Source organism: Escherichia sp. E14V7 (assembly GCF_004212225.1).
Lineage (GTDB): Bacteria > Pseudomonadota > Gammaproteobacteria > Enterobacterales > Enterobacteriaceae > Escherichia.
Map to the genome: position 1 here is coordinate 67,184 of NZ_RHJJ01000026.1, position 23,749 is coordinate 90,932.

Consider the following 23,749-nt stretch of genomic DNA (forward strand, 5'->3'; position numbering starts at 1 on the left):
ATATTTAGCTCTGTTATACTCGCAGGTCTTTTCAGACCTGCGAGCAAGGAGCAGAGAGTGGCAGTCGCCATGGATAATGCAATTTTAGAAAACATTTTGCGGCAAGTACGTCCGCTAATTGGTCAGGGGAAAGTCGCGGATTATATTCCGGCACTGGCAACGGTAGAGGGTTCCCGACTGGGCATTGCTATCTGTACCGTTGACGGGCAGCTTTTTCAGGCCGGAGACGCGCAAGAGCGTTTTTCAATTCAGTCTATTTCCAAAGTGCTCAGCCTCGTTGTTGCAATGCGTCATTACTCCGAAGAAGAGATTTGGCAACGTGTAGGCAAAGATCCGTCGGGATCGCCATTCAATTCTCTGGTGCAACTTGAAATGGAGCAGGGTATTCCACGAAATCCTTTTATTAATGCCGGTGCGCTGGTGGTCTGCGACATGCTGCAAGGGCGATTAAGCGCCCCACGGCAACGTATGCTGGAAGTGGTGCGTGGACTAAGCGGTGTGTCTGATATTGCCTACGATACGGTGGTAGCGCGTTCAGAGTTCGAGCATTCTGCGAGAAATGCGGCGATAGCCTGGCTGATGAAGTCGTTTGGCAATTTCCATCATGATGTGACAACAGTACTGCAAAACTACTTTCACTACTGTGCACTAAAAATGAGCTGCGTTGAGCTGGCCCGAACGTTTGTCTTTCTGGCAAATCAGGGGAAGGCTATTCATATCGATGAGCCCGTGGTGACGCCAATGCAGGCGCGACAAATTAACGCGCTGATGGCAACCAGTGGTATGTACCAGAACGCGGGCGAGTTTGCCTGGCGGGTGGGACTTCCGGCGAAATCTGGCGTTGGTGGCGGTATTGTGGCGATCGTCCCACATGAAATGGCCATTGCGGTCTGGAGTCCGGAACTGGATGACGCAGGTAACTCTCTTGCCGGTATTGCAGTACTTGAACAATTGACGAAACAATTAGGACGCTCGGTTTACTAATGCAGTCTCTTGATCCACTCTTCGCGCGTTTATCCCGTTCAAAATTTCGCTCCCGCTTTCGTTTAGGCGTGAAGGAGCGTCAGTATTGTCTGGAGAAGGGCGCGCCGGTTATCGAACAACATGCGGCGGATTTTGTCGCTAAACGTCTTGCCCCGGCCTTACCGGCGAACGATGGCAAGCAAACTCCCATGCGCGGGCATCCGGTGTTTATTGCCCAGCATGCTACAGCAACATGTTGTCGCGGCTGTCTGGCTAAGTGGCACAACATTCCGCAGGGTGTTTCGTTAAGTGAGGAACAACAACGTTATATTGTGACGGTTATCTACCACTGGCTGGTTATTCAGATGAATCAGCCATAAGAATGTCAGATTTCGACAAAGCCATATCGGATTAATATCTTTATTTGTCACCGCTGCCAGTGAACATGCTATCCTTTATGAGAATTTACTTATTGCGTTAAAATAATTGCAGCCTGCAATTGTATGGACAGATAATTAATGCGTGTACACCCCATCTCAACTTTCCATTTGTTCCTGGAAGGCCATTTGCTACGTAATAGCATCGCGATTTTTGCGCTAACCACGCTGTTCTATTTTGTTGGTGCAGAGTTACGTCTGGTTCATGAACTCTCTCTCTTCTGGCCGCTGAATGGTGTGATGGCAGGGGTTTTTGCCCGGTATGTCTGGCTCAATCGACTGCATTACTATGCAATCAGTTACGTAGCGATGATGGCTTATGATGCGATGACTACCGAATGGGGTTTAGTTTCACTGGTCATCAACTTGTCTAATATGATGTTTATTGTGACCGTGGCTCGGTTAGTGGTGAGGGATAAGCGACTGGGGAAAAATAAGTATGAGCCAGTAAGTGCCTTACGCTTGTTTAATTATTGCCTTATAGCCGCATTATTATGCGCAATTGTCGGGGCGGTTGGTTCAGTAAGTATTGATAGTCTGGATTTCTGGCCCTTACTTGCTGACTGGTTTAGCGAACAGTTTTCGACGGGCGTGTTAATTGTTCCGTGTATGTTGACGCTGGCGATCCCCAGGGCGTTGCCACGCTTTAAAGCAGAGCAGATGATGCCGTTTATTGCGCTCATTGTATCGGTCATTGCCTCGGTAGTGATTGGCGGTGCGGGGAGTCTGGCGTTCCCATTGCCTGCATTGATCTGGTGTGCGGTACGCTATACCCCGCAGGTAACGTGTTTGCTGACTTTTTTGACGGGAGCGGTGGAAATCGTGCTGGTGGCAAATTCGGTGATAGATATCGCCGTCGGTTCGCTGTTCTCTATCCCACAAATGTTCTCCGCTCGTCTGGGGATTGCTACCATGGCAATTTGCCCAATCATGGTTTCCTTTAGCGTGGCGGCAATTAATTCGCTGGTTAAGCAAGTTTCTCTGCGTGCCGATTTTGATTTTCTCACCCAGGTTTACTCGCGCTCAGGTCTTTTTGAGGCGTTAAAAAATCCGTCACTACAACAGACACAACATCTGACGGTGATGCTGCTTGATATCGACTATTTCAAAAGCATAAACGACAACTATGGTCATGAATGTGGCGATAAAGTTTTAAGCGTGTTTGCCCGGCATATACAGAAGATAGTTGGTGATAAAGGGCTGGTGGCGCGGATGGGCGGCGAAGAATTTGCTGTTGCAGTGCCTTCAGTGAATCCTGTGGATGGTCTGCTGATGGCGGAAAAAATCCGTAAAGGCGTAGAAATGCAACCGTTTATCTGGCAACAAAAAACGCTTTATTTGACGGTTAGCATTGGTGTCGGAAGTGGAAGTGCAACATTTCGTACGTTAATCGATGATTTCAACAAACTGATGGTAGAAGCCGATACTTGTCTTTATCGCTCGAAAAAAGACGGGCGAAATCGTACCAGCACTATGCATTATGGCGAGGAAGTTGTCTGACAGGTTGTGATTTTTCGGCGGTGAACATCTGATTTGTTCTACCAATTTTGTCATTTCCCATTTTTACCAGGAATCATGATTACAAGCTTTCACTTTCCGGAACCTTGACCAACAGCACATTTTTCGCCAAAAAACGTGAATTGTTCGCCGCGAGTTGATCAAAACAGGGGTTCAGCGTATCAAAGTTTGCTAACCTGTCGTACCAATTCAAACAGGTTGTATGACTAATCAAAAGGGAACCCATTGTGAAAACACTAAATCGTCGCGATTTTCCCGGTGCACAGTATCCAGAACGTATCATTCAGTTTGGTGAAGGTAACTTCCTGCGTGCCTTTGTCGACTGGCAAATTGATCTCCTGAATGAGCACACCGATCTGAATTCTGGTGTGGTCGTAGTTCGTCCGATTGAAACTTCATTCCCGCCGTCACTGAGCACTCAGGATGGTCTGTACACCACCATCATTCGTGGTTTGAATGAGAAGGGCGAAGCGGTTAGCGATGCGCGTCTGATTCGTTCTGTTAATCGTGAAATCAGCGTCTACAGTGAATACGATGAATTCCTGAAACTGGCGCACAACCCGGAAATGCGCTTTGTTTTCTCTAACACCACCGAAGCAGGTATCAGCTACCATGCAGGCGACAAATTTGATGACGCGCCAGCGGTAAGCTATCCGGCAAAACTGACTCGCCTGTTGTTCGAACGTTTTAGCCATTTCAACGGTGCGCTGGATAAAGGTTGGATCATCATCCCGTGTGAACTGATCGACTATAACGGCGATGCGCTGCGTGAACTGGTTCTGCGCTACGCGCAGGAGTGGGCGCTACCAGAAGCATTTATTCAATGGCTGGATCAGGCTAACAGCTTCTGTTCAACGCTGGTGGACCGTATCGTTACCGGTTATCCGCGTGATGAAGTGGCGAAACTGGAAGAAGAACTGGGGTATCACGATGGTTTCCTCGATACCGCTGAACACTTTTACCTGTTTGTAATTCAGGGGCCGAAATCTTTAGCTTCAGAACTACGTCTGGACAAATATCCGCTCAACGTATTGATTGTAGATGATATTAAGCCATACAAAGAGCGTAAGGTTGCAATCCTGAACGGTGCGCATACGGCGTTGGTGCCAGTTGCGTTCCAGGCAGGGCTGGATACTGTAGGCGAAGCAATGAACGATGCTGAAATTTGCGCATTCGTTGAGAAAGCCATCTACGAAGAAATTATTCCGGTACTGGATTTGCCTCGTGATGAACTGGAATCTTTCGCCAGTGCAGTCACCGGGCGTTTCCGTAACCCGTACATTAAGCATCAGCTGCTTTCCATCGCGCTCAACGGTATGACCAAGTTCCGTACCCGAATTCTGCCGCAGTTGCTGGCAGGACAGAAGGCGAACGGTAAACTTCCGGCCCGACTGACCTTCGCGCTAGCGGCATTGATTGCATTCTATCGTGGAGAACGTAACGGGGAAGCGTATCCGGTACAGGATGATGCCCACTGGCTGGAACGTTATCAGCAACTCTGGAGCCAGCATCGTGACCGTATCATCGACACCCAGGAGCTGGTCGCTATTGTGCTGGCAGAAAAAGACCACTGGGAACAGGACCTGACGCAAGTGCCTGGCCTGGTCGAACTGGTTGCTAATGACCTGGATTCCATTCTGGAAAAAGGGATGCGCGAAGCTGTACGTCCGTTGTGCTAAATAGCTTCGTTATCTGAACCCGGTTTCGACCGGGTTTCTTATTTAGCTATTTTAGTTACAACATCCTATATGCTAATTATCATAACCAGGTGCCATATGTAGCACCTGTAAATGTTGTAGTCTTGTAGGTAATTTGTAAGTACTGTCTTGAGAATGTGATCGTAATCACGTTTAATAGGGTGACTTTTCCACGCCTGAAGATAACCATGATTGTTCGTCCACAACAACACTGGCTGCGCCGTATTTTTGTCTGGCACGGTTCAGTATTATCCAAGATATCCTCGCGCTTACTACTCAATTTTCTCTTTTCTATCGCTGTTATTTTCATGCTGCCCTGGTACACGCATCTGGGCATCAAATTCACCCTCGCACCGTTCAGCATTCTTGGTGTCGCCATCGCCATCTTTCTGGGGTTTCGTAATAACGCTGGTTACGCCCGTTATGTTGAAGCACGCAAACTTTGGGGGCAGTTGATGATTGCTTCACGGTCATTATTGCGTGAGGTAAAAACGACATTGCCGGATTCGGCAAGGGTAAGGGAGTTTGCCCGACTGCAAATCGCCTTCGCCCACTGTTTACGCATGACGTTACGCAAACAACCACAGGCGGAAGTGCTGGCACATTATCTCAATGCCGAAGATCTTCAGCGTGTACTGGCTTCGAACTCTCCAGCTAACCGTATCTTGTTGATAATGGGGGAGTGGTTGGCGGTTCAGCGCCGCAATGGACAACTTTCAGATATTCTGTTTATTAGCCTCAACGATCGGCTTAATGATATTTCAGCGGTTCTGGCAGGCTGCGAGCGCATTGCCTATACGCCAATTCCCTTTGCCTACACCCTGATTTTGCATCGTACCGTTTATCTGTTTTGTATCATGCTGCCGTTCGCGCTGGTCGTGGACCTGCATTACATGACGCCTTTTATCTCTGTGCTGATTTCCTACACTTTTATTTCGCTGGATTGTCTGGCGGAAGAATTGGAAGATCCGTTCGGTACTGAAAACAATGATTTACCGCTGGATGCCATCTGCAACGCTATTGAAATTGACCTGTTACAGATGAACGATGAAGCAGAAATTCCAGCAAAAATTCTTCCCGATCGCCATTACCAGCTGACGTGATAATTACTCCGTACGTCGGGCAACAATAAACAGTCGCGGGAATGCCAGCAGTATCTGTCCGTTCTCTTGCAGTGGATACTGCTCTTCCAGCATCTGATGGTAGCGTGTAAGAAAATGCTGCTGTTCGCTCTCAGTCAGATCCTGCAACCACGGACGTAATCCGGTTGCGGTCACCCAATCGATAATCGCCTGGTGCGACGGCATCTGGTGATAGTAAGTGGTTCGCCAGATATCAATCTCGCATCCGGCTTCGCTCAAAATATCGTAGTAAGCATGAACGCCAGCCAGCGGCTCACGCCCGCGATCCGGATAATTTTGTTCCCAGGCGACTTCGCGCATCAGCACATGGGTCGGCTCCAGCCAGTTATCTGGCATCTGTACTGCCAACACACCATGGAGATTAAGTAACGAAACCAGATGAGGAAACAATTCGTAGTGGTCGGGCAGCCATTGCAATGAGGCATTAGCGAAAATCAGATCCAGTGCCTGTTTAGGTTGCCAGTTGCGGATATCTGCTTCCACAAACTGGCAGTCCGGCAAAGCACTGCGCGCTTCGGCAATCATCGCCGGAGACGAGTCGATGCCCGTTATCCTGGTCGCAGGCCAACGTTGATGCAGCAGGGCGGTGCTGTTACCTGGGCCACAGCCAAGATCGGCAACGTATTCGACATTTTCCAACGGCACTCTGGCAAGCAGCTCCACCGCCGGACGCGATCGTTCAGCGGCAAAGTGCAGATATAAAGAGGGGTTCCAGTCAGACATTTTTTTACTCCCGTCAGCGCGTTACCCCAATTGTAGATAAAACTGATGAATTCGCCTCACGGCATCAACCCATTGAACACGCGTTTTTTACGCGGCCCGGTCATTAGCGGTTCCAGTTTCGCGACACAGGTTTTGTAGTGGGGCGTGGTTTTATGGAACGCCACTGCGTCTTCATCTTTATAGGCTTCGTAAATATAAAAGCGCGAATTCACTTCCGGGTCCTGTAAGACATCGAAGCGCAAATTACCTTCTTCCTGTACCGAGCCCAGGTGGTTCTGGCGAAAGACCTCGATAAACTCGTCAACCTTGTCTTCATGAACGTTAATTTCAACCAGTGTGACGTGCATGATTCTTCTCCTTAAATCCGCAGTTACTGTTTTTCACTCAGATAGAGTTCATATGCCCGATCAGCCGTTTCGTTATGGTGTACCACCGCCTGTACGGCTTTCATCATCGCCACCGGATGGTCAGACTGGAAAATATTTCGCCCCATATCCACACCAGATGCGCCCTGATCGATAGCCTGCCAGCACATTTCCAGCGCCTCGCGCTCTGGTAATTTTTTACCGCCAGCAATAACAATGGGTACCGGACATCCGGCAACAATCCGTTCAAAACCTTTATCGACATAATAGGTTTTGATAATTTGCGCCCCCATTTCAGCGGCGATTCGGGTCGCGAGCGAGAAATAACGCTGATCGCGCACCATATCTTTGCCCACGCCAGTGACTGCCATGGTCGGCATTCCCACTTTCATTCCGGCATCGACCAGCTGAATAATATTTTTGATCGACTGGTGTTCATATTCGCTGCCGATATAAACCTGCGCCGCCACCGCGCAACTGTTCAGGCGCACGGCGTCATCCATCGATAACGCCACGGCTTCATTGCTTAATTCCGCCAGAATAGAGTTCGCACCTGACGCCCGCAGTACCACCGGCTTATTGGTCGCCGGGGGGACTACGCTGCGCAAAATACCGCGCGTACACATTAATACATCGGCATGTTCAAACAGCGGGGCGATATTTATATCGATGCGTTCAAGTCCGGTAGTCGGCCCCTGAAAATAACCATGATCAAAGGCCAGCATCACGGTTTTACCCGTTTTCGGATTAAATATCCGCGATAAACGAGACTGCATTCCCCAATCCAGCGCACCGCAACCTTTCAGGGTAAAAGGGATATTTTGTTGCGGTTGATCGGTGCGAAAATCTTTACCATCTTTAATATCGTCTAAATCTGCCATAACTTACTCCGGTTAAGTAATGCACATCAGAAATCGTATTTGCCGATATTTTCTTTATTGAAAACCACGCGCTCTGGTAACAGTACGATGCCATTACCATCCGCTTCGTAGTCATAGCCCTGAACGCTGTTTGGCGAGACTTCAACCTGACCTACGCCCTGAATATCCAGCTTGTCGCCCGTTTTCATTGATCCTTTTTCAATAATGCATCCGCGACATAAACTGAAATTTTGCCTTGCTGAACCACATCCCACAGACCAAATTCTTTCACCGTGCCGCGCTCTACATACGGGCGCATCACATTTGGTGTACTGAATCCCACAATCGCAACTTTGTCATTTTTCAGGTTTTCAGCGGCTTGCGCGGCGGCGGGCAGGGCGTTGGCATCCGGAGCGATAATGGCGTCGAGATCGCTATACGCTTTTAATATGCCTTCTGCGGTTTGTAACGATTTAGTGGCATCGTTATAGCCAAACTGCGTAGTGACAATTTCCCAGCCAGGATGCTCTTTGGCGATTTTCGCTTTCGCTTCTTTCACCCACTGGTTTTGGTCCGTAACGGTGGGGCTGGAGTAGAAAAACGCGACTTTGGCTTTGTCTTTATTTACCTGGCGCGCCGCCATATCCACCAACATACCTCCCAACTGGGCGGGCGTTCCCTGATTAATGTAGTAAGAACGGCACTCCGGTTTGGTGTCAGAATCCCAGGTAAGTACTTTCACCCCACGTTGCATGGCGCGTTTCAGTGCCGGGCATAAACCATCTGGCGAAACCGCAGAAACGATAATGGCGTTATATCCCTGATTGACGAAGTTATTAATCAACTGTACCTGACCAGAAACACTGGGTTCTGTTGGCCCATCGTAGGTCACATCAACGCCCAGCTCTTTACCCGCTTGTTGTGCGCCGTTGCCACCGCTGGTAAAAAATCCCACGCCAACCAGTTTGGGAATAAATGCAATACGCTCTGCGGCCTGCACATTCATAGAGATTGCGGCAATACCAAAGGCGCTAAGTAAGGCGATTTTCTTAAGGCGATGAAGTGTCATGAAGATATCCTTTATGGCAATGGGTTATTGGCCCGACGCGCCAGCCACTCTTTAATTTGCTGGCGATGCAGGCTAACGGAACGACCTACGACAACGACGATAAGTAGCGCACCGGAAAGGGCGCTGGACACCTGATTTGGCACTCCTGCCATTTGCAAACCTTGTTGCAAATATCCCACTAATAAAACCGCAATGGCGGTGCCGATAATGGAACCGGAACCACCATAAATATTGGCACCGCCAAGCACCACGGCGGTGATGGCGGGCATCAGAAACGACGCACCGAGATCGGAACGTGCTGAACCAAAATACGACACCAGCAGCACAGCGGCGACCGCAGACGCCAGCCCCGTCATGGCATAGAGCGCACATAAGGTGCGGTTAACTGGAATCGCGCTATAAACCGCCACGCGCGGGCTTTGCCCAATCAAAAACACGTTACGTCCGGCATGGGTTTTATGCAGCCACAGCCAGAAAACGAGGAGACATATCAGGAAGATAATCAGCGGAACGGGGAGTCCCAGCACATCCAGGTTAGCGAAATCTGTAAACGCCATCGGGAATCCACCAATACCTTCGTACCCCGTCGCTCCGGCCATCCCGGAAAGCAGCAGAGCGCTTCCGGCAAACAGATACAGCGTGCCAAGCGTAATCACCAGCGGGTTAACTTTGGTATAGATAATTAATCCGGCGTTAATCAGCCCGCACAATGCGCCGAGCAGTAAAGTCAGAAGAATCGCCAGCGGCATCGGCACACCACTTTGAAACAGTACGCCCAATGCAATGGCGCACAAGCCGATGGTCGAACCAAACGAAATATCGATCCCGCCACTGACAATCACCATCGTCAGCGGTAGGGCGACAATGCCAATGCAGATAAAGTCACTGGTGCTGAACAGCAACATATTGAGATCTAACATCCGTGGGTTAATTGCACCAAATGCGACAATCTCAATAACGAGCAGTGCGGCAAGGGCCAGTTCCCAACCGTAGCGAATACGCATTACACGGCCTCCCGTTTTTTACCTGACGAAGCGGGTTTAACGGATGGCGGTGGCGTCATAAAGCGGGCATATTTTTGCCGCCGTAGATTACGTTCCAGCGCACAACGCAGGCGTCCATCAAACACCAGCACCGCCAGCAGCACGAGGCCCGCGATAAAATCATTCCACCATGCCGGAATGCGCAACAGCACCAGTACGCTATCGATCTGCGTCAGGAACCAGGCACCGAGTACCGCACCGATGATCGCACCGGAACCGCCGAGCAAACTAATGCCGCCCAGCACGCAGGCTGCAATCGCTTTCATCTCCAGCCCGGTACCGGTCTGGTTGGGGATAAAACCAATCTGCGAAGCAAACACAATCCCCGCCAGTGCCGCCATGCAGCCGTTCAACGAAAATGCCACAATCCTAATGGCTTCCGTACGAACGCCCAGTTGACGAGCGCCCTGCAAATTATCGCCCGTGGCATAAAAACTGCGTCCAAACGCCGTCTTCGCCAGCAGCCAGGCCATAAATGCCACCAGAATTATCGTCAACCAACCAATCGCGGAAACGCCAAACAGTAGCGGGGCGGAGAGTTGTTTCAGTTCGGCGGGTAATCCTTCAATCCATTTACCGCCAGTCCATAGCAACATGATGCCTCTGTACAACCCTAATGTACCGAGCGTGGCGACAATGGCTGGGATCTTTAGCCACGCGACCAGGACACCGTTGAAAAATCCCGCGAGCAAGCCGAGCAGTAGCGTCGCGACACAAGCTACCGGCAGTGAATACCCCGCGTTCAGTAATATCCCCAACAGCACCGCGCACATACCCGTAATTGAGCCTACCGAAACATCAATATTGCGCGTCAGCATCACCAGCGTCGCACCCATTGCCAGCAGGATCAGGATTTGTGCGCTGCTATAAACCATGGTCAGCGTTTGCAGACTTAAATACTGACGGTCGAGAAAACCGGGTAATACAAACAGCAGCACCACCGCCAGCAGTGCCGTGATTTCACGGTTGTTCTGAATAAACTTCAGCATGACGCCTCCTGACGCTGACTATCGCCGAAGGCAACGCGCATAATAGTCTCGACATTAATATCGCGCCCGGTCAGTGCCGAGTGGGTAATTTCACCCTGATGCATCACATACACGCGGTCAGCCATCAGTTCGATCTCTTCCAGATCGGAGGAGATAAGCAGCACAGCCACATTTTGTGCGGCGATGCTGCGCAACAGCTGGTAGATATCATTACGCGCCGAGACATCCACGCCGCGCGTCGGCTCATCAACAATCAATACTTGCGGCGAAGCTTCCAGACATTTGGCAATCAGGATTTTTTGCTGGTTGCCACCGGATAATGTCCGTGCAGCTTGTTCCGGTTGGTTAAATTTAATATTCAGCGCGCGACGATATCGTTCCAGTGTGGCGTTATCTTTCGCGGTTTTTGCCCAGAATCCGCGTTGATTATGGGTGAGGGCGCAGACGTTCCACGCCAGCGAAGCATCGAGATTCAATCCTGAGGACTGGCGATCTTCTGGTAGATAAACCAGACCGCGATGCAAACGTTCTCCGGTAGATAATTTATTGATCTCTTTACCATTCAATATGATGCGCCCGCCACGAAAAGGCCGCAGACCATACAACGTTTCTGCCAGTTCAGTGCGCCCGGCCCCCACTAGCCCAGCCAGACCAAGAATTTCTCCGGCATTCAGCGTAAAACTGATATTCATAAAACCTTCGCCAGTCAGATTTTCCAGCGCCAGTACCGATGTTCCGGCTGCATGTTGTGGGCGATTACCGGGCAACTCCAGCCATAACTTTTGACTGGCTGAGAGGGATTTTTCCCGCGTTGCTGGCGTAATGGCCTGAATGATGTCGTCGGTAGACAGCTCGCTGGTTTTGCCACTTAACGCAATAGTTCCGTCGCGCATCACGCTAATACGATCGGCAATCTGGCGAATTTCCGGCAGCTTATGTGAGATAAAAACAATACCCACACCAGTGGCGAGTAGTTCCCGCAAACGGCCAAACAAGCGTTCGGTTTCCGCAGGGGTAAGCGACGCTGTAGGTTCATCGAGAATAAGAATTTGCGAATCGCGCATCAGACCGCGCAGGATTTCCACCATTTGTCGGTCGGCAACATCCAGTGAGCCCGCCAGACTATGGAGATCAAACTGGCAGCCCAGAGCCGCCAGCAAGTTGTTCATCTTTTGCATGGAGAGCTGTTTTTTTGCCAGCCCAAACAGGATGTTTTCTTTTATCGACAGGTTTGGGAAAAGCAGCGGTTCCTGGGGAACGAGATAAATACCCAACTGATGAGCATGAACTGGCGTTAATCTGGTGTAGTTGTTGCCACCAATCTCCAGCGTACCGCTATCAGCAGGGGTAATACCGGCGATGATTTTCATTAGCGTCGATTTACCCGCACCGTTACCGCCGAGCAGGGCGTGGGCTTCCCCCTGATGCAACGTAAAATCGATGCCTTTCAGGACATTAACCCCTGAATACTGTTTATAAACCGAGCGGGCGCAAAGTAGCGGTAACGCGCGGGTATCACTCGTTTGCATATTTCCCCCGTTCAGTTTTGCAGGTGAGTTTTGAACAAATGTGTTTCTACTTTTAATTTGTTCATAACCTTAGGTGGGCATTGCACATATTTCCGACGAATAGATCACAATTTATGCTATTTTGATTTTTATGGTTGCGTTTGTTCATTGCTGTTTGACCAAACTGTGGTGGCTATCACAGATATAAGCGCGCAATAACTGAACAATTGCATTAAAGATTTAAATATGTTCAAAGTGAAGAATGAATTATGACAATCAACGATTCGGTAATTTCAGAACAGGGAATGTGCGAAGAAGAACAGGTCGCGCGGATCGCGTGGTTTTACTATCACGACGGGCTGACCCAGAGCGAGATTAGCGATCGCCTAGGGCTAACGCGTTTGAAAGTGTCGCGGTTACTGGAGAAAGGGCATCAGTCCGGCATTATTCGCGTGCAGATTAATTCTCGCTTTGAAGGCTGTCTGGAATATGAAACGCAATTACGTCGCCAGTTTTCATTACAGCATGTGCGGGTGATCCCTGGACTCGCAGATGCAGATGTCGGCGGGCGCTTAGGAATCGGCGCAGCGCATATGTTGATGGGATTGCTCCAGCCACAGCAAATGCTGGCGATTGGCTTTGGCGAGGCAACGATGAACACGCTGCAACGCTTAAGTGGTTTTATTTCGTCACAGCAAATCCGCCTGGTCACGCTCTCCGGTGGCGTCGGCTCTTATATGACAGGTATCGGGCAACTTAACGCAGCGTGCAGCGTCAACATCATTCCGGCGCCATTACGGGCATCTTCGGCTGAAATTGCCCGAACGCTCAAAAATGAAAACTGCGTCAAAGATGTCCTGTTAGCCGCGCAAGCTGCGGATGTGGCAATTGTCGGCATTGGCGCCGTGAATCAAAAAGAGGATGCGACGATTATTCGCTCCGGTTATATCAGCCAGGGCGAACAGTTAATGATTGGTCGAAAAGGGGCCATTGGCGATATTTTAGGTTACTTTTTTGACGCTAAAGGTGACGTTGTCACGGATATCAAAATACATAACGAACTGATTGGCTTACCTTTAACCGCGATGACAACCATTCCAATTAGAGTAGGTGTCGCAGGGGGCGAAAATAAAGCCGAAGCGATCGCCGCTGCGATGAAAGGCGGCTACATCAACGCGCTGGTTACCGACCAGGATACTGCCGCTGCGATTTTACGTGGTTAATTTAGCATCACCTTATTACCGGGAACGATGGAGAACGTATAGAGGAACAGACAGAACGCTTAAGCCGAGGACAATCTAATGGCTCGACTCTTTACCCCTTCAGAATCAAAGCATTACCTGATGGCGCTGGACGCAGGCACCGGAAGTATTCGGGCTGTGATTTTCGACCTGGAAGGCAATCAAATCGCGGTAGGACAGGCGGAGTGGCGGCATCTGGCAGTACCTGACGTTCCCGGTTCAATGGAATTTGATCTGAATAAGAACTGGCAACTGGCGTGCGAATGTATGCGCCAGGCGTTACATAATTCTGGTATCGCGCCGGAATATATTGCTGCTGTTTCGGCATGTTCGATGCGCGAAGGCATTGTTTTATATAACAATGAAGGAACACCGATCTGGGCCTGCGCCAATGTAGATGCCAGAGCGGCGCGGGAAGTCAGCGAACTAAAAGAACTGCATAACAATACCTTTGAAAACGAAGTGTATCGCGCGACCGGACAAACGTTGGCTTTAAGCGCCATTCCCAGATTACTTTGGCTGGCGCACCATCGTTCTGATATCTACCGACAAGCGTCGACCATCACCATGATCAGCGACTGGCTGGCCTATATGTTAAGTGGGGAGCTGGCGGTCGATCCGTCTAACGCAGGCACCACGGGACTTCTTGATCTAACCACCCGTGACTGGAAACCTGCATTGCTGGGTATGGCCGGACTGCGGGCTGATATTCTTTCTCCTGTCAAAGAAACCGGCACATTGCTGGGCGTGGTAAGTTCACAAGCTGCGGAACTTTGCGGCCTGAAGGCTGGCACTCCGGTGGTCGTGGGAGGAGGGGACGTGCAACTCGGTTGCCTTGGATTAGGCGTTGTGCGTCCGGCACAAACCGCTGTTCTTGGCGGCACATTCTGGCAGCAAGTAGTGAACTTAGCTGCACCAGTGACCGATCCAGAAATGAACGTGCGCGTTAATCCCCATGTTATTCCTGGCATGGTACAAGCTGAATCTATTAGTTTTTTTACCGGACTCACCATGCGCTGGTTCCGCGATGCCTTTTGTGCCGAAGAAAAACTGATTGCCGAACGTTTAGGTATCGACACCTATACGCTGCTGGAAGAGATGGCCAGTCGGGTGCCGCCTGGGTCGTGGGGCGTGATGCCGATATTCTCCGACAGAATGCGCTTTAAAACCTGGTATCACGCTGCGCCTTCCTTTATTAACTTGTCCATTGACCCGGATAAATGTAACAAAGCGACATTGTTCCGTGCGCTGGAAGAAAATGCGACGATTGTATCCGCGTGTAACTTGCAGCAAATTACTGATTTTTCGAATATTCATCCTACATCGTTGGTCTTTGCAGGCGGAGGTTCAAAAGGGAAATTATGGAGTCAAATTCTCGCTGATGTCGCGGGATTACCCGTTAATATTCCGGTGGTCAAAGAAGCCACCGCATTAGGATGTGCCATTGCCGCTGGCGTCGGTGCCGGGATTTATTCATCAATGGCAGAAACTGGAGAACGTCTTGTACGCTGGGAACGAACGCATACACCAGACCCGGAAAAGCATGAACTTTATCAAGATTCACGCGATAAGTGGCAGGCTGTATATCAGGATCAACTGGGGCTGGTTGATCACGGACTGACGACATCGTTATGGAAAGCGCCTGGGTTATAGTTTTATTGACAGTCACATCCTGATAACCGTGGCTGTTAATTTTTGAGTATCGGTATTCCTATTTCTTTTCAACCGGCGCATCAGCGCCGTTTTTTAAATTCTCCCTTTTATCCTCGATCGCGGATATCGCAGCATTTATCCCGTATAGCGGATAAAATGTGTTTACAGATTGACTTTATCCTCACTAAGGGATAAAACTGACAATATCCCCTTAAGCGGATAAACTTTCTGTGGACGTATGGCATGATAAGCTTTCCGATGATCTATAGCCCAACGCAATTAGCGAATGCAATGAAACTGGTTCGTCAGCAAAATGGCTGGACGCAGAGCGAGCTGGCGAAAAAAATCGGCATTAAGCAGGCGACGATTTCGAATTTCGAGAATAATCCCGATAACACCACGCTGACGACATTTTTTAAGATATTACAGTCACTTGAACTCTCAATGACGCTATGCGACACGAAAAACGCTGCGCCAGAATCAACAGAACAGCAAGATCTGGAGTGGTAATGCCTAAACTTGTCACTTGGATGAACAACCAGCGGGTAGGCGAGTTAACGAAGTTGGCCAATGGCGCGCACACTTTTAGGTATGCGCCGGAGTGGTTAGCCAACCGTTATGCCAGGCCGTTGTCGCTATCGCTGCCATTGCAGAGGGGGAATATCACCTCTGATGCCGTGTTTAACTTCTTCGATAACTTGTTACCCGATAGCCCGGTTGTACGCGACCGGATCGTTAAACGTTATCATGCTAAATCCAGACAACCGTTTGATTTATTGTCAGAAATAGGGCGAGACAGCGTTGGCGCCGTGACGTTATTACCAGAAGATGAAACCGTAACGCACCCGATAATGGCATGGGAAAAGCTTACTGACGCCAGACTTGAAGAAGTATTAACGGCTTATAAAGCAGATATTCCGCTAGGCATGATTAGAGAAGAAAATGACTTTCGCATCTCGGTTGCTGGCGCGCAGGAGAAGACCGCGCTGCTCAGAATGGGCAATGACTGGTGCATTCCGAAAGGAATAACGCCGACGACGCATATCATTAAATTACCGATTGGTGAAATCAGGCAGCCCAACGCGACGCTCGATCTCAGTCAAAGCGTGGATAATGAATATTACTGTCTGCTGCTGGCGAAAGAACTCGGGTTGAATGTTCCGGACGCAGAAATCATAAAAGCGGGTAGAGTGCGCGCGTTAGCGGTCGAACGCTTTGACAGGCGCTGGAGTACTGAACGAACGGTTTTACTTCGCTTGCCACAGGAGGATATGTGTCAGACATTCGGTTTACCTTCATCGGTGAAATATGAATCTGACGGAGGCCCAGGCATCGCGCGGATCATGGCGTTTTTAATGGGGTCCAGCGAGGCGCTTCGCGATCGTTATGATTTTATGAAATTCCAGGTATTCCAGTGGTTGATTGGCGCGACGGACGGCCATGCGAAAAATTTTTCGGTTTTTATCCAGGCCGGTGGTAGTTATCGACTCACGCCATTTTACGACATCATTTCAGCATTTCCGGTATTGGGTGGCGCGGGAATACACATCAGCGATCTCAAACTGGCAATGGGGCTTAACGCATCCAAAGGCAGAAAAACGGCAATCGATAAAATTTATCCGCGACATTTTTTGGCGACAGCAAAGGCGCTGAAATTCCCGGAAGTGCAGATGCATGAAATCCTGAGTGACTTTGCCAGAATGACTCCCGCAGCACTGGATAACGTGAAGACTTCATTACCGGCAGATTTTTCGGAGAATGTGGTGACGGCAATTGAAACCAATGTGTTGAGGTTGCACGGTCGGTTAAGCCGAGAATACGGAATTAAGTGAGATGAGGGTTTTGATCGTGGTTAATGAGCAGGACAATCATGACCGCTAAAGACTGGATTTTCCCTTTGTTTATGTTTGTTATTGCAAGATTAAAAAGTCACCTGTTTTAACCAGTTTTAAATGTCACCTGAAGTGACATGAAAGCACAGATAAAAAGTCCAAACAGAGCAGGGGGCTAGCGTTTCAAACTGGCCCGGAACTCTTCAGGATTAGCCAGTACCGGGTTAATGGCCCTGAGTTGCTCCTGAACCCGGGCCTGTGCCCGTCTTTTGGGCATCTTTTTACTTCGGTCCCGCTTCCCAGCCCGCTCCAGATCATCCATCTTATCCTGAGCCAGTTTCAGTACGGCACCAAGCCGCTTGTTATCAACGATTTGCCCCTGGTCGATGCATTCCAGTTTGTCGAAGACCTGATAATTGAGTGAACGGTAGCCGTATTTAAATGCCAAAGTGCCGTCCGGGTAATCGTAAACTGTGATCTTTTCGCCCGCAATTCTGGTATTTTCTTCTGTAGGTTCAACAAGATATATCATCTTATCGTAACGGAACGTCAGCGTTTTCGACAGCTTACGTGATTCCTGCCAGGCAAAAATATCATCCAGCTCTTCGTTGCTTTCAGCCACGGGTCGGTGCAGATCTTTGGGGTATTTTGCTGGTCTTGCGAAGCGACGATTGAAGTCAGCAATGAAGGTATCCAGCCAGGCATTGGCTTCCTCGATGCTGCTGATGCCTTCGAGGCGCATTTCCTTGATAAGCCTGTCCTGAAGTGTCTGATTTGCTCGCTCCACTCGACCTTTAGCCTGTGGACTGTTGGCACAAATCAGCCCGATCCCCAGTTCAGAAAGTACACGGCCAAATTGCGTAACACCGGTCGTGGTAGAACCACCATTATTGACCCTGAAAATACCGTGCTTATCACTGTAAAACGCCAGGGGTTTGCCGTGTTGCTCAAGATACTCACGAGTGGCCATCATGTAATCAAAGGCTGATTCAGTCTCACCAAAGCGCAGGTGCATCAGGCGGCCAGTAGCGTCATCAATAAAGACGAGCAGGCAGCATTTCGGCGCACGTCCTTCAAACCAGTCATGCGGGGACCCATCGATCTGAACAAGTTCTCCGAGACAGTCACGCCGGTATCTGGGTTGGTGAACACGAGGCCTGCGACGTGAGTATGGAACCCAGAGTCCATCAGCCGTCATCCATTTTCTGAGCGTTTCAACAGACACCATGATGTTATGGCGTTCGCGCAATTTTTCTGCGGCAAGTGTGGGTCCAAAGTCGCTGTAGTGATCGTGAAGTAAAGAAAGAACACGCAGCTTAAGTGACTCAGGAAGCCTGTGATTACCGGGGCGTCCACGCCGAAGGTTTGCCAGTCCTGCAGCGCCAGACTCACGAAAGCGATTCATCAGACGCTGCGTCTGACGTTCGGTCAGAGCAAGTTGGTGTGCAGCGTCACGACGGCGCATGCGCTTTTCTACAACTGACTGAATGACATTAATCCTGTGCAGTTCTTTATCTGACATGGTCACTAGCATCCTGATGTCTCCATGGCACAAAGGCTTGATCCTTTATGCCATAAAAAGTGACATCACTAAATGGGTTAAAAGTGACATTAGAATATTGTAGTTACAATGTTGGTGCGCATAATGTATATTATGTTAAATGACGAATTGGGTTGGATCAACAACGTCTTACACCCACGTCTCGCCTCGTAGAGTCAGCAAATTACTACCCTATTGTCGGAATCTTGATTCCCCAGAATGCTGGAGCTCTCTTTCGATTTTTTAACTACCTCGCCAAGTGGACAGTGGGTACAGCTGATGGATATCCCCCAGCCTGTACGGCTGGGGATCGCCTGGAGGGTAACTAGATATTCTTATGGAAGAAAACGTCTAACTTTTGCGTCGCCTGGTCAACGTATTCAGGCACCCAATATGTCTCAATGTGGGTAGCACCATCGATCAGGAAGAGTTCTTTGTCCTTCGTACCGGTAGCTTTAGCGAACGCATCTTTAGTCATATAGAGCGTATCCGCTTTTGAACCGGCAATCATTAGCAGTGGTTTATTGATCAGGTTGATATGGTCCGTCACGTCAAAGTTCATCAAGTCTAACAGACTGCTTGTGGTGTATTTAAACGTTGAGTTTGGATGCGCGTGGGTTTTCCAGTAGTACTCGTAGCCCTGGCGATATAACGCAAAAGGTAATTTAGCGATCTGTTCATCAGTCAGGTTGGCATCACCGGAGTAAAGCACTTCGCCACCGGCTACTTCCTGAGCTCGTGCATCTGAAGCCTGCTGAAGACGTTGCTGAATAGTATCCAGCTGTGAATCCTGCATACCATTGCGCTGTACCAGTCCTGAATTAAACATGCTAATGGTTGCAATCGATTTGAATCGTTTGTCCGTCTCGGCGGCAGCAAGTGAATACCCTCCTCCCCCGCAAATCCCCAACAAACCAATACGGGTGCTATCAACACCGGGATACTGGCTGATAAAATCAGCCATGCCGTGGATATCTTCAATACGATTCGCAGGTTTGTCTACGTTACGTGGCAGCCCTCCGCTGGCCCCCTGATAAGCAGCATCGGCGGCGATGGTAATATATCCGTGTTCAGCCAGGCGTTGGGCATATAATCCGGCGACCTGCTCTAGCACAGGTTCTGCGTGAACATGGCGACAATGATGCAGCCACAAGAGCTGAAGAGGCACTGCAAAAAGCGTTTGGGAACAAATAGAGACGGTCGTCATGCAGACTCCCCCCTGGTCAGTGCACATACGTGATTCATCCTCCGCATTTATGAATCCGCCAAATAAAGGCAATCAAGGGGGCGAAATAATTAACGCTGGCAACTCAGATATGATTAAACGGCAACCATAACAGAGGATGTAATTTTGAAAACGGTCTTAAAAATGCTGGCCATTTGCATGATGGCAGGTGGCCTGGGGGCGCAGTCTGTATACGCCGAACCATTGGTCATTCAGGAGCAAGGAAGTTTTTCTGCCGGAGGCACCATCATCACCGCCCCGGGAACATTTGACGCGAAAAAGCCGCTGGACTCTGCAGGTCAAACTTATCATGGCGATCATGCGTCGGTGTTCTATCAAATACCGGAGAATCCGCATAAATATCCCATAGTTATGCTGCATGGCGCGGGCCAGTCTTCTCGTACCTGGGAAAGTACGCCAGATGGTCGTGAAGGGTTCCAGAACATATTCCTGCGCCGCGGATTCTCCACGTATATTGTCGATCAGCCACGTCGGGGTGATGCCGGACGTACCACTGTAGAAGGTACGGTTACACCAAAACCTGATGAGCAGATGTGGTTTAACCAGTTCCGTATTGGCGTGTGGCCAGAGTATTTTAAAGGCGTCCAGTTTTCCCACGACAAAGAGGCACTAAATCAGTATTTCCGCCAGATGACTCCGAATACAGGACCATTTGATGTCAATGTCATCTCTGATGCAATGTCTGCCGTAGTGGATAAATCAGGCCCGGCAATCCTCTTTACTCACTCTCAGGGTGGTGGACCAGGCTGGTATACCGCGATGAAAAACAACAAGGTCAAAGCCATTGTCGCCTTCGAGCCAGGCAGCGGTTTTGTGTTCCCGGAAAAAGAACTCCCTGCCCCTATGCCAAGTGCGTTCGACACGCTGAAGGGTGAACCAGTGCCAATGGAACAGTTTATGGCGCTGACTAAAATCCCGATTTTGATTATTTACGGCGATAACATACCGGATAAACCTGTAGCTATGCCCGCACAGGACAGCTGGCGAGTACGGCTGGCAATGGCGCGTAAGTGGCGTGACGTGGTTAACAAGCATGGTGGGGATGTGACGGTGACGCATCTGCCTGAGGCTGGAATCAGAGGTAATACCCACTTCCCGTTTTCCGACCTGAATAATGTGCAGATCGCTGATTTGGTGAGTCGGTTTTTGAAAGAGAAAAATCTGCAATAGCCATACCAGGCATGCGTATGCCGTTAATACCTAAACGGGCCCACAGCAAAAAGCGGGCCCTTTACTCTGAATAGCGAAGTGCATCAATCAACAGCGCAAAAGCAGGCGGATGCTGCTTACGGCTGGGATAGTAAAGGTAATATCCGGGAAAAGTTGGACACCACTCCTGTAAAACCTGAATAAGCTCGCCTGACTTTACATAATCCTGAATCACGTCTTCGGGAACACAGGCAATACCAAATCCTGATAATGCGGCATCAATTCTTTCTGGCAGCAGATTAAACGTCAGTTGCCCATCAACTCTGACCCGTAACGGTTTCCCTTCGCGTTCAAACTCCCAGTGATAAAGTCCACCGGCAGTTGGCAGACGCATATTGATGCAGCGATGATTTTGGAGTTCGTGAGGCGTTTCAGGCGCAGGGTTTGCAGCAAAATACGCCGGCGCTCCCACCATAGCCATCCGCATATCAGGCCCAATTCGCACTGCAATCATATCCTTATCCACACTTTCACCCAGACGGATCCCGGCATCAAAACGACCTTCAACAATATCGACAAAACCGTTATCCACCACCAGTTCGACATTGATTTCGGGATATTCCCTGAGGAACGGTTTTAGCTTCGGCCAGACCAGACTGCGCGCAGCATGTTCCCCGGCTGATAAACGAATATTCCCGGAGGGCGTGCCATTCAGTTGGATAAGTGATTCCAGCTCGCGCTCAAGCTCATCTATACGTGGCTCAAGACAGGCAATTATTCTCTCCCCTGCTTCCGTGGGGGCCACGCTACGGGTAGTTCGGGTTAAGAGACGGATATTTAACCTTTCCTCCAGTGCCTTCATTGCATGGCTAAGTGCAGACTGAGAGACGCCGAGTTTGCTCGCTGCTTTGGTAAAACTTCGCTCTCTTGCCACCACAAGAAAGATTTGCAGTTCGTTGAAGTTTTCTTTAAGCATTGACGATTTCCTTGTAGAAGCATTCCCTTCAAAGCGCATTCATGAAGGGTGTTCATAGACACAATCATTTTAGCCTCGTTACTGGCAATAATGATAATTGATATTCTCTGGCTGTATCAAATATAAGGCTGAATTATCAGAAGGTTTATCATGAAAATACTCGTTGCTGGCGCAACAGGAAGCATTGGTATTCATGTTGTGAATACTGCTATTGCAATGGGCCATCAGCCCGTGGCTCTGGTCAGGAATCGGCGGAAAATCAAGTTACTCCCTCGTGGAACAGATATTTTCTATGGGGATGTTTCAATACCTGAAACACTCACCGATTTACCGAAAGATATTGATGCCATCATTTTTACACTCGGCTCCGATGGTCAGGGACGTATTGGTGCCAGAGCGATAGATTACGGCGGTGTACGTAACATTTTGCGAATATTCAGGGATACACCTGTTCGCATCGCCCTGATGACAACGATTGGCGTTACTGAGCGGCTCAGTAGCTGGAATCAACGTACTGAAGTTCATGACTGGAAGAGACGCTCTGAACGCCTGGTCAGAGCCAGTGGGCATATCTACACTATCGTCAGACCCGGCTGGTTTGATTACAACAATGATGATGAGCACAGAATCGTCATGCTTCAGGGGGATAGACGCCATGCGGGAACGCCGGAAGATGGTGTTATCTCCCGGGAACAAATCGCCCGGGTACTGGTAACGGCCTTGAGCAATGATGCGGCTAAAAATAAAACGTTCGAACTGGTCGCAGAGCAAGGAGAAGCACAGCAGGATCTCACCCCTCTGTTTGCAGAGCTGCAGAGTGATAATCCCCAAAAAAATGATGGGGTTTTCGATATAGACAATATGCCCCTTACTGAAGAACCTGAGTGCATTATTAACGACCTGAATCTGTATTCGAAAAACTCAAAAATCTGACAACGTTGTCATATGACAGTCAGTCTTATGACAGCTTAGAACTGTATATTTACAGATCAAGAAGGAGGAAGCTCCTTCTGATATTCGTCACCTTCCAAATACATCGTTTAAAACAGGTATCAGATATGAAAGCACTACTAATTACTGCATTATTCATGGGATTCATTTCGGTAAATACTGCATCTGCTGCTGAGGAGATTCGTCATGCAGATGGCAAAGAAAAGATTGGTGTAGTCTCAGCCAGTAATGCCCTGACGCTTGATGAATTATCGAATGCGCTTTCTCGTAAAGCTGATGATCAAGGAGCAACATCATTCAAAATTCTGTCAACCGCGGGGAATAACCGATTGCACGGGGTTGCTGAAATCTACAAGTAAGTAATTAGCATTTTGAACAATATATGTCACAGCCCTCTTATAGTTAGCGTCGTCTTATCTCCAGAACAGAAGATATTATCGATGAGGTAACTCAATGGATTGATTCAAACATACATAAACCGCTGAAGATAGACGATGTTGCTACGCGGGCTGGATACTCTAAGTGGCATCTTCAGCGGATTTTTGTACAGATAAAAAAGTTAGCCTTGGGAAATATATCAAAGATAAAAAACTTGGTCTTGCAGCTAAAGATCTTGTCGAGACTAATGAGTCTGTGATGAGCATCGCCTATAAATATGGATTCGATTCACAACAGACTTTTACTCGGATTTTCTCTAAAAAATACAAATTACCACCATTAAAATATAGAAACACCGAAAGGATAAAAAAACATTAACATTTTAAATAATTTCACACTTACGTAGTATCACCCAACCCAAATGGTAATTTATTCTGCATCGAGAGATGAATATTTTTTGAGCCAGTAG

Annotated in this window: 20 protein-coding genes and 4 pseudogenes; 14 read left to right on the forward strand and 10 right to left on the reverse strand. The window is 49.0% G+C overall.

Translation table 11 applies throughout. The annotated features are described in order from the left end of the window. Positions 1–57: 57 nt before the first annotated feature. The 5 genes from glsB to D9741_RS22610 all read left to right on the forward strand — a co-directional run bounded on the left by glsB (position 58) and on the right by D9741_RS22610 (position 5,718). On the forward strand, positions 58–984 hold the full coding sequence (gene glsB, locus D9741_RS22590; protein WP_064529958.1) for a glutaminase B: 927 nt from the start codon (positions 58–60) through the stop codon (positions 982–984). After that, positions 984–1,343, forward strand: coding sequence for a DUF4186 domain-containing protein (locus tag D9741_RS22595; RefSeq protein WP_001191034.1), 360 nt, complete (start codon positions 984–986; stop codon positions 1,341–1,343). Before glsB ends, D9741_RS22595 begins: the two co-directional genes overlap by 1 nt. Before the next feature lie 138 nt (positions 1,344–1,481). Beyond that, the gene (locus D9741_RS22600) at positions 1,482–2,900 is read left to right on the forward strand and encodes a diguanylate cyclase (RefSeq protein WP_130219105.1); all 1,419 of its coding nucleotides are present in this window, start codon (positions 1,482–1,484) and stop codon (positions 2,898–2,900) included. 245 nt (positions 2,901–3,145) lie between these two features. Then, positions 3,146–4,597, forward strand: coding sequence for a tagaturonate reductase (uxaB, locus tag D9741_RS22605; RefSeq protein ID WP_130219107.1), 1,452 nt, complete (start codon positions 3,146–3,148; stop codon positions 4,595–4,597). 206 nt (positions 4,598–4,803) lie between these two features. Continuing rightward, positions 4,804–5,718 carry a bestrophin family protein gene (locus tag D9741_RS22610; protein ID WP_130219110.1) on the forward strand — a complete coding sequence of 305 codons (915 nt, stop codon included), beginning with the start codon at positions 4,804–4,806 and terminating at the stop codon, positions 5,716–5,718. 3 nt (positions 5,719–5,721) lie between these two features. On the opposite strand, the gene tam is transcribed toward D9741_RS22610, so the two are convergent. The 7 genes and pseudogenes from tam to lsrA form a co-directional block, all read right to left on the reverse strand. Further along, positions 5,722–6,480, reverse strand: a complete 759-nt coding sequence (gene tam, locus D9741_RS22615; protein ID WP_130219112.1) for a trans-aconitate 2-methyltransferase — start codon at positions 6,478–6,480, stop codon at positions 5,722–5,724. A gap of 56 nt (positions 6,481–6,536) precedes the next feature. Beyond that, complete coding sequence (gene lsrG / locus D9741_RS22620) at positions 6,537–6,827, reverse strand: (4S)-4-hydroxy-5-phosphonooxypentane-2,3-dione isomerase (protein ID WP_130219114.1); 291 nt, start codon at positions 6,825–6,827, stop codon at positions 6,537–6,539. A gap of 23 nt (positions 6,828–6,850) precedes the next feature. Continuing rightward, complete coding sequence (lsrF, locus tag D9741_RS22625) at positions 6,851–7,726, reverse strand: 3-hydroxy-5-phosphonooxypentane-2,4-dione thiolase (RefSeq protein WP_000774178.1); 876 nt, start codon at positions 7,724–7,726, stop codon at positions 6,851–6,853. A gap of 26 nt (positions 7,727–7,752) precedes the next feature. Beyond that, positions 7,753–8,774, reverse strand: a pseudogene (gene lsrB, locus D9741_RS22630) (autoinducer 2 ABC transporter substrate-binding protein LsrB). An 11-nt stretch (positions 8,775–8,785) separates the two neighbouring features. Continuing rightward, positions 8,786–9,778, reverse strand: a complete 993-nt coding sequence (gene lsrD / locus D9741_RS22635; RefSeq protein ID WP_001222725.1) for an autoinducer 2 ABC transporter permease LsrD — start codon at positions 9,776–9,778, stop codon at positions 8,786–8,788. Further along, complete coding sequence (gene lsrC / locus D9741_RS22640) at positions 9,778–10,806, reverse strand: autoinducer 2 ABC transporter permease LsrC (protein ID WP_130219116.1); 1,029 nt, start codon at positions 10,804–10,806, stop codon at positions 9,778–9,780. Before lsrC ends, lsrD begins: the two co-directional genes overlap by 1 nt. Continuing rightward, the gene (lsrA, locus tag D9741_RS22645; protein WP_130219119.1) at positions 10,800–12,335 is read right to left on the reverse strand and encodes an autoinducer 2 ABC transporter ATP-binding protein LsrA; all 1,536 of its coding nucleotides are present in this window, start codon (positions 12,333–12,335) and stop codon (positions 10,800–10,802) included. The genes lsrC and lsrA overlap by 7 nt, the downstream gene beginning before the upstream one ends. Before the next feature lie 248 nt (positions 12,336–12,583). On the opposite strand from lsrA, the gene lsrR reads away from it, so the two are divergent. From lsrR to hipA, 4 genes are all read left to right on the forward strand, one after another. Then, positions 12,584–13,537, forward strand: coding sequence for a transcriptional regulator LsrR (lsrR, locus tag D9741_RS22650; RefSeq protein ID WP_130219121.1), 954 nt, complete (start codon positions 12,584–12,586; stop codon positions 13,535–13,537). A 78-nt stretch (positions 13,538–13,615) separates the two neighbouring features. Further along, positions 13,616–15,208 (forward strand): autoinducer-2 kinase, encoded by a 1,593-nt coding sequence (gene lsrK / locus D9741_RS22655; RefSeq protein WP_130219123.1) that lies wholly within the window; start codon positions 13,616–13,618, stop codon positions 15,206–15,208. A gap of 243 nt (positions 15,209–15,451) precedes the next feature. Beyond that, positions 15,452–15,718, forward strand: a complete 267-nt coding sequence (gene hipB / locus D9741_RS22660; RefSeq protein WP_130219125.1) for a type II toxin-antitoxin system antitoxin HipB — start codon at positions 15,452–15,454, stop codon at positions 15,716–15,718. Beyond that, the gene (gene hipA, locus D9741_RS22665; RefSeq protein WP_130221282.1) at positions 15,718–17,040 is read left to right on the forward strand and encodes a type II toxin-antitoxin system serine/threonine protein kinase toxin HipA; all 1,323 of its coding nucleotides are present in this window, start codon (positions 15,718–15,720) and stop codon (positions 17,038–17,040) included. The genes hipB and hipA overlap by 1 nt, the downstream gene beginning before the upstream one ends. A gap of 175 nt (positions 17,041–17,215) precedes the next feature. Here the strand turns inward: hipA and D9741_RS22670 are convergent, their stop codons facing one another. Continuing rightward, complete coding sequence (locus D9741_RS22670; RefSeq protein WP_130219576.1) at positions 17,216–18,562, reverse strand: ISNCY family transposase; 1,347 nt, start codon at positions 18,560–18,562, stop codon at positions 17,216–17,218. Positions 18,563–18,905: 343 nt separating this feature from the next. Continuing rightward, positions 18,906–19,688: pseudogene (locus tag D9741_RS22675) on the reverse strand (alpha/beta hydrolase); the annotation flags it as partial. Between D9741_RS22675 and D9741_RS23725 the strand changes: the two are divergent. Together D9741_RS23725 and D9741_RS22685 are read left to right on the forward strand one after the other, a co-directional pair. After that, a pseudogene (locus D9741_RS23725) lies at positions 19,688–19,774 on the forward strand (carboxymuconolactone decarboxylase); the annotation flags it as partial. The pseudogenes D9741_RS22675 and D9741_RS23725 overlap by 1 nt on opposite strands. Before the next feature lie 157 nt (positions 19,775–19,931). Then, positions 19,932–20,996 (forward strand): alpha/beta fold hydrolase, encoded by a 1,065-nt coding sequence (locus D9741_RS22685; RefSeq protein ID WP_130219578.1) that lies wholly within the window; start codon positions 19,932–19,934, stop codon positions 20,994–20,996. Positions 20,997–21,057: 61 nt separating this feature from the next. On the opposite strand, the gene D9741_RS22690 is transcribed toward D9741_RS22685, so the two are convergent. After that, positions 21,058–21,951 (reverse strand): LysR family transcriptional regulator, encoded by an 894-nt coding sequence (locus tag D9741_RS22690; protein ID WP_130219580.1) that lies wholly within the window; start codon positions 21,949–21,951, stop codon positions 21,058–21,060. 150 nt (positions 21,952–22,101) lie between these two features. Between D9741_RS22690 and D9741_RS22695 the strand changes: the two genes are divergently transcribed. The 3 genes and pseudogenes from D9741_RS22695 to D9741_RS22705 all read left to right on the forward strand — a co-directional run bounded on the left by D9741_RS22695 (position 22,102) and on the right by D9741_RS22705 (position 23,658). Continuing rightward, positions 22,102–22,884: an SDR family oxidoreductase gene (locus D9741_RS22695; protein WP_130219582.1), complete on the forward strand. Its 783-nt coding sequence runs from the start codon at positions 22,102–22,104 to the stop codon at positions 22,882–22,884. A gap of 125 nt (positions 22,885–23,009) precedes the next feature. Next, positions 23,010–23,261: a DUF1471 domain-containing protein gene (locus D9741_RS22700; RefSeq protein ID WP_130219599.1), complete on the forward strand. Its 252-nt coding sequence runs from the start codon at positions 23,010–23,012 to the stop codon at positions 23,259–23,261. Positions 23,262–23,317: 56 nt separating this feature from the next. After that, a pseudogene (locus D9741_RS22705) lies at positions 23,318–23,658 on the forward strand (helix-turn-helix domain-containing protein). The last annotated feature ends 91 nt before the right edge of the window (positions 23,659–23,749 follow it).

Excerpts from the sequence above, each read along its gene's own strand:
- lsrC (WP_130219116.1), bottom strand. The coding sequence starts at position 10,806 with ATGCTGAAGTTTATTCAGAACAACCGTGAAATCACGGCACTGCTGGCG.
- D9741_RS22610 (WP_130219110.1), top strand. The coding sequence starts at position 4,804 with ATGATTGTTCGTCCACAACAACACTGGCTGCGCCGTATTTTTGTCTGG.
- D9741_RS22690 (WP_130219580.1), bottom strand. The coding sequence starts at position 21,951 with ATGCTTAAAGAAAACTTCAACGAACTGCAAATCTTTCTTGTGGTGGCA.
- D9741_RS22670 (WP_130219576.1), bottom strand. The coding sequence starts at position 18,562 with ATGTCAGATAAAGAACTGCACAGGATTAATGTCATTCAGTCAGTTGTA.
- D9741_RS22695 (WP_130219582.1), top strand. The coding sequence starts at position 22,102 with ATGAAAATACTCGTTGCTGGCGCAACAGGAAGCATTGGTATTCATGTT.
- lsrD (WP_001222725.1), bottom strand. The coding sequence starts at position 9,778 with ATGCGTATTCGCTACGGTTGGGAACTGGCCCTTGCCGCACTGCTCGTT.
- lsrG (WP_130219114.1), bottom strand. The coding sequence starts at position 6,827 with ATGCACGTCACACTGGTTGAAATTAACGTTCATGAAGACAAGGTTGAC.
- lsrR (WP_130219121.1), top strand. The coding sequence starts at position 12,584 with ATGACAATCAACGATTCGGTAATTTCAGAACAGGGAATGTGCGAAGAA.
- D9741_RS22595 (WP_001191034.1), top strand. The coding sequence starts at position 984 with ATGCAGTCTCTTGATCCACTCTTCGCGCGTTTATCCCGTTCAAAATTT.
- hipA (WP_130221282.1), top strand. The coding sequence starts at position 15,718 with ATGCCTAAACTTGTCACTTGGATGAACAACCAGCGGGTAGGCGAGTTA.
- tam (WP_130219112.1), bottom strand. The coding sequence starts at position 6,480 with ATGTCTGACTGGAACCCCTCTTTATATCTGCACTTTGCCGCTGAACGA.
- hipB (WP_130219125.1), top strand. The coding sequence starts at position 15,452 with ATGATAAGCTTTCCGATGATCTATAGCCCAACGCAATTAGCGAATGCA.
- lsrK (WP_130219123.1), top strand. The coding sequence starts at position 13,616 with ATGGCTCGACTCTTTACCCCTTCAGAATCAAAGCATTACCTGATGGCG.
- D9741_RS22700 (WP_130219599.1), top strand. The coding sequence starts at position 23,010 with ATGAAAGCACTACTAATTACTGCATTATTCATGGGATTCATTTCGGTA.
- lsrA (WP_130219119.1), bottom strand. The coding sequence starts at position 12,335 with ATGCAAACGAGTGATACCCGCGCGTTACCGCTACTTTGCGCCCGCTCG.
- lsrF (WP_000774178.1), bottom strand. The coding sequence starts at position 7,726 with ATGGCAGATTTAGACGATATTAAAGATGGTAAAGATTTTCGCACCGAT.
- D9741_RS22600 (WP_130219105.1), top strand. The coding sequence starts at position 1,482 with ATGCGTGTACACCCCATCTCAACTTTCCATTTGTTCCTGGAAGGCCAT.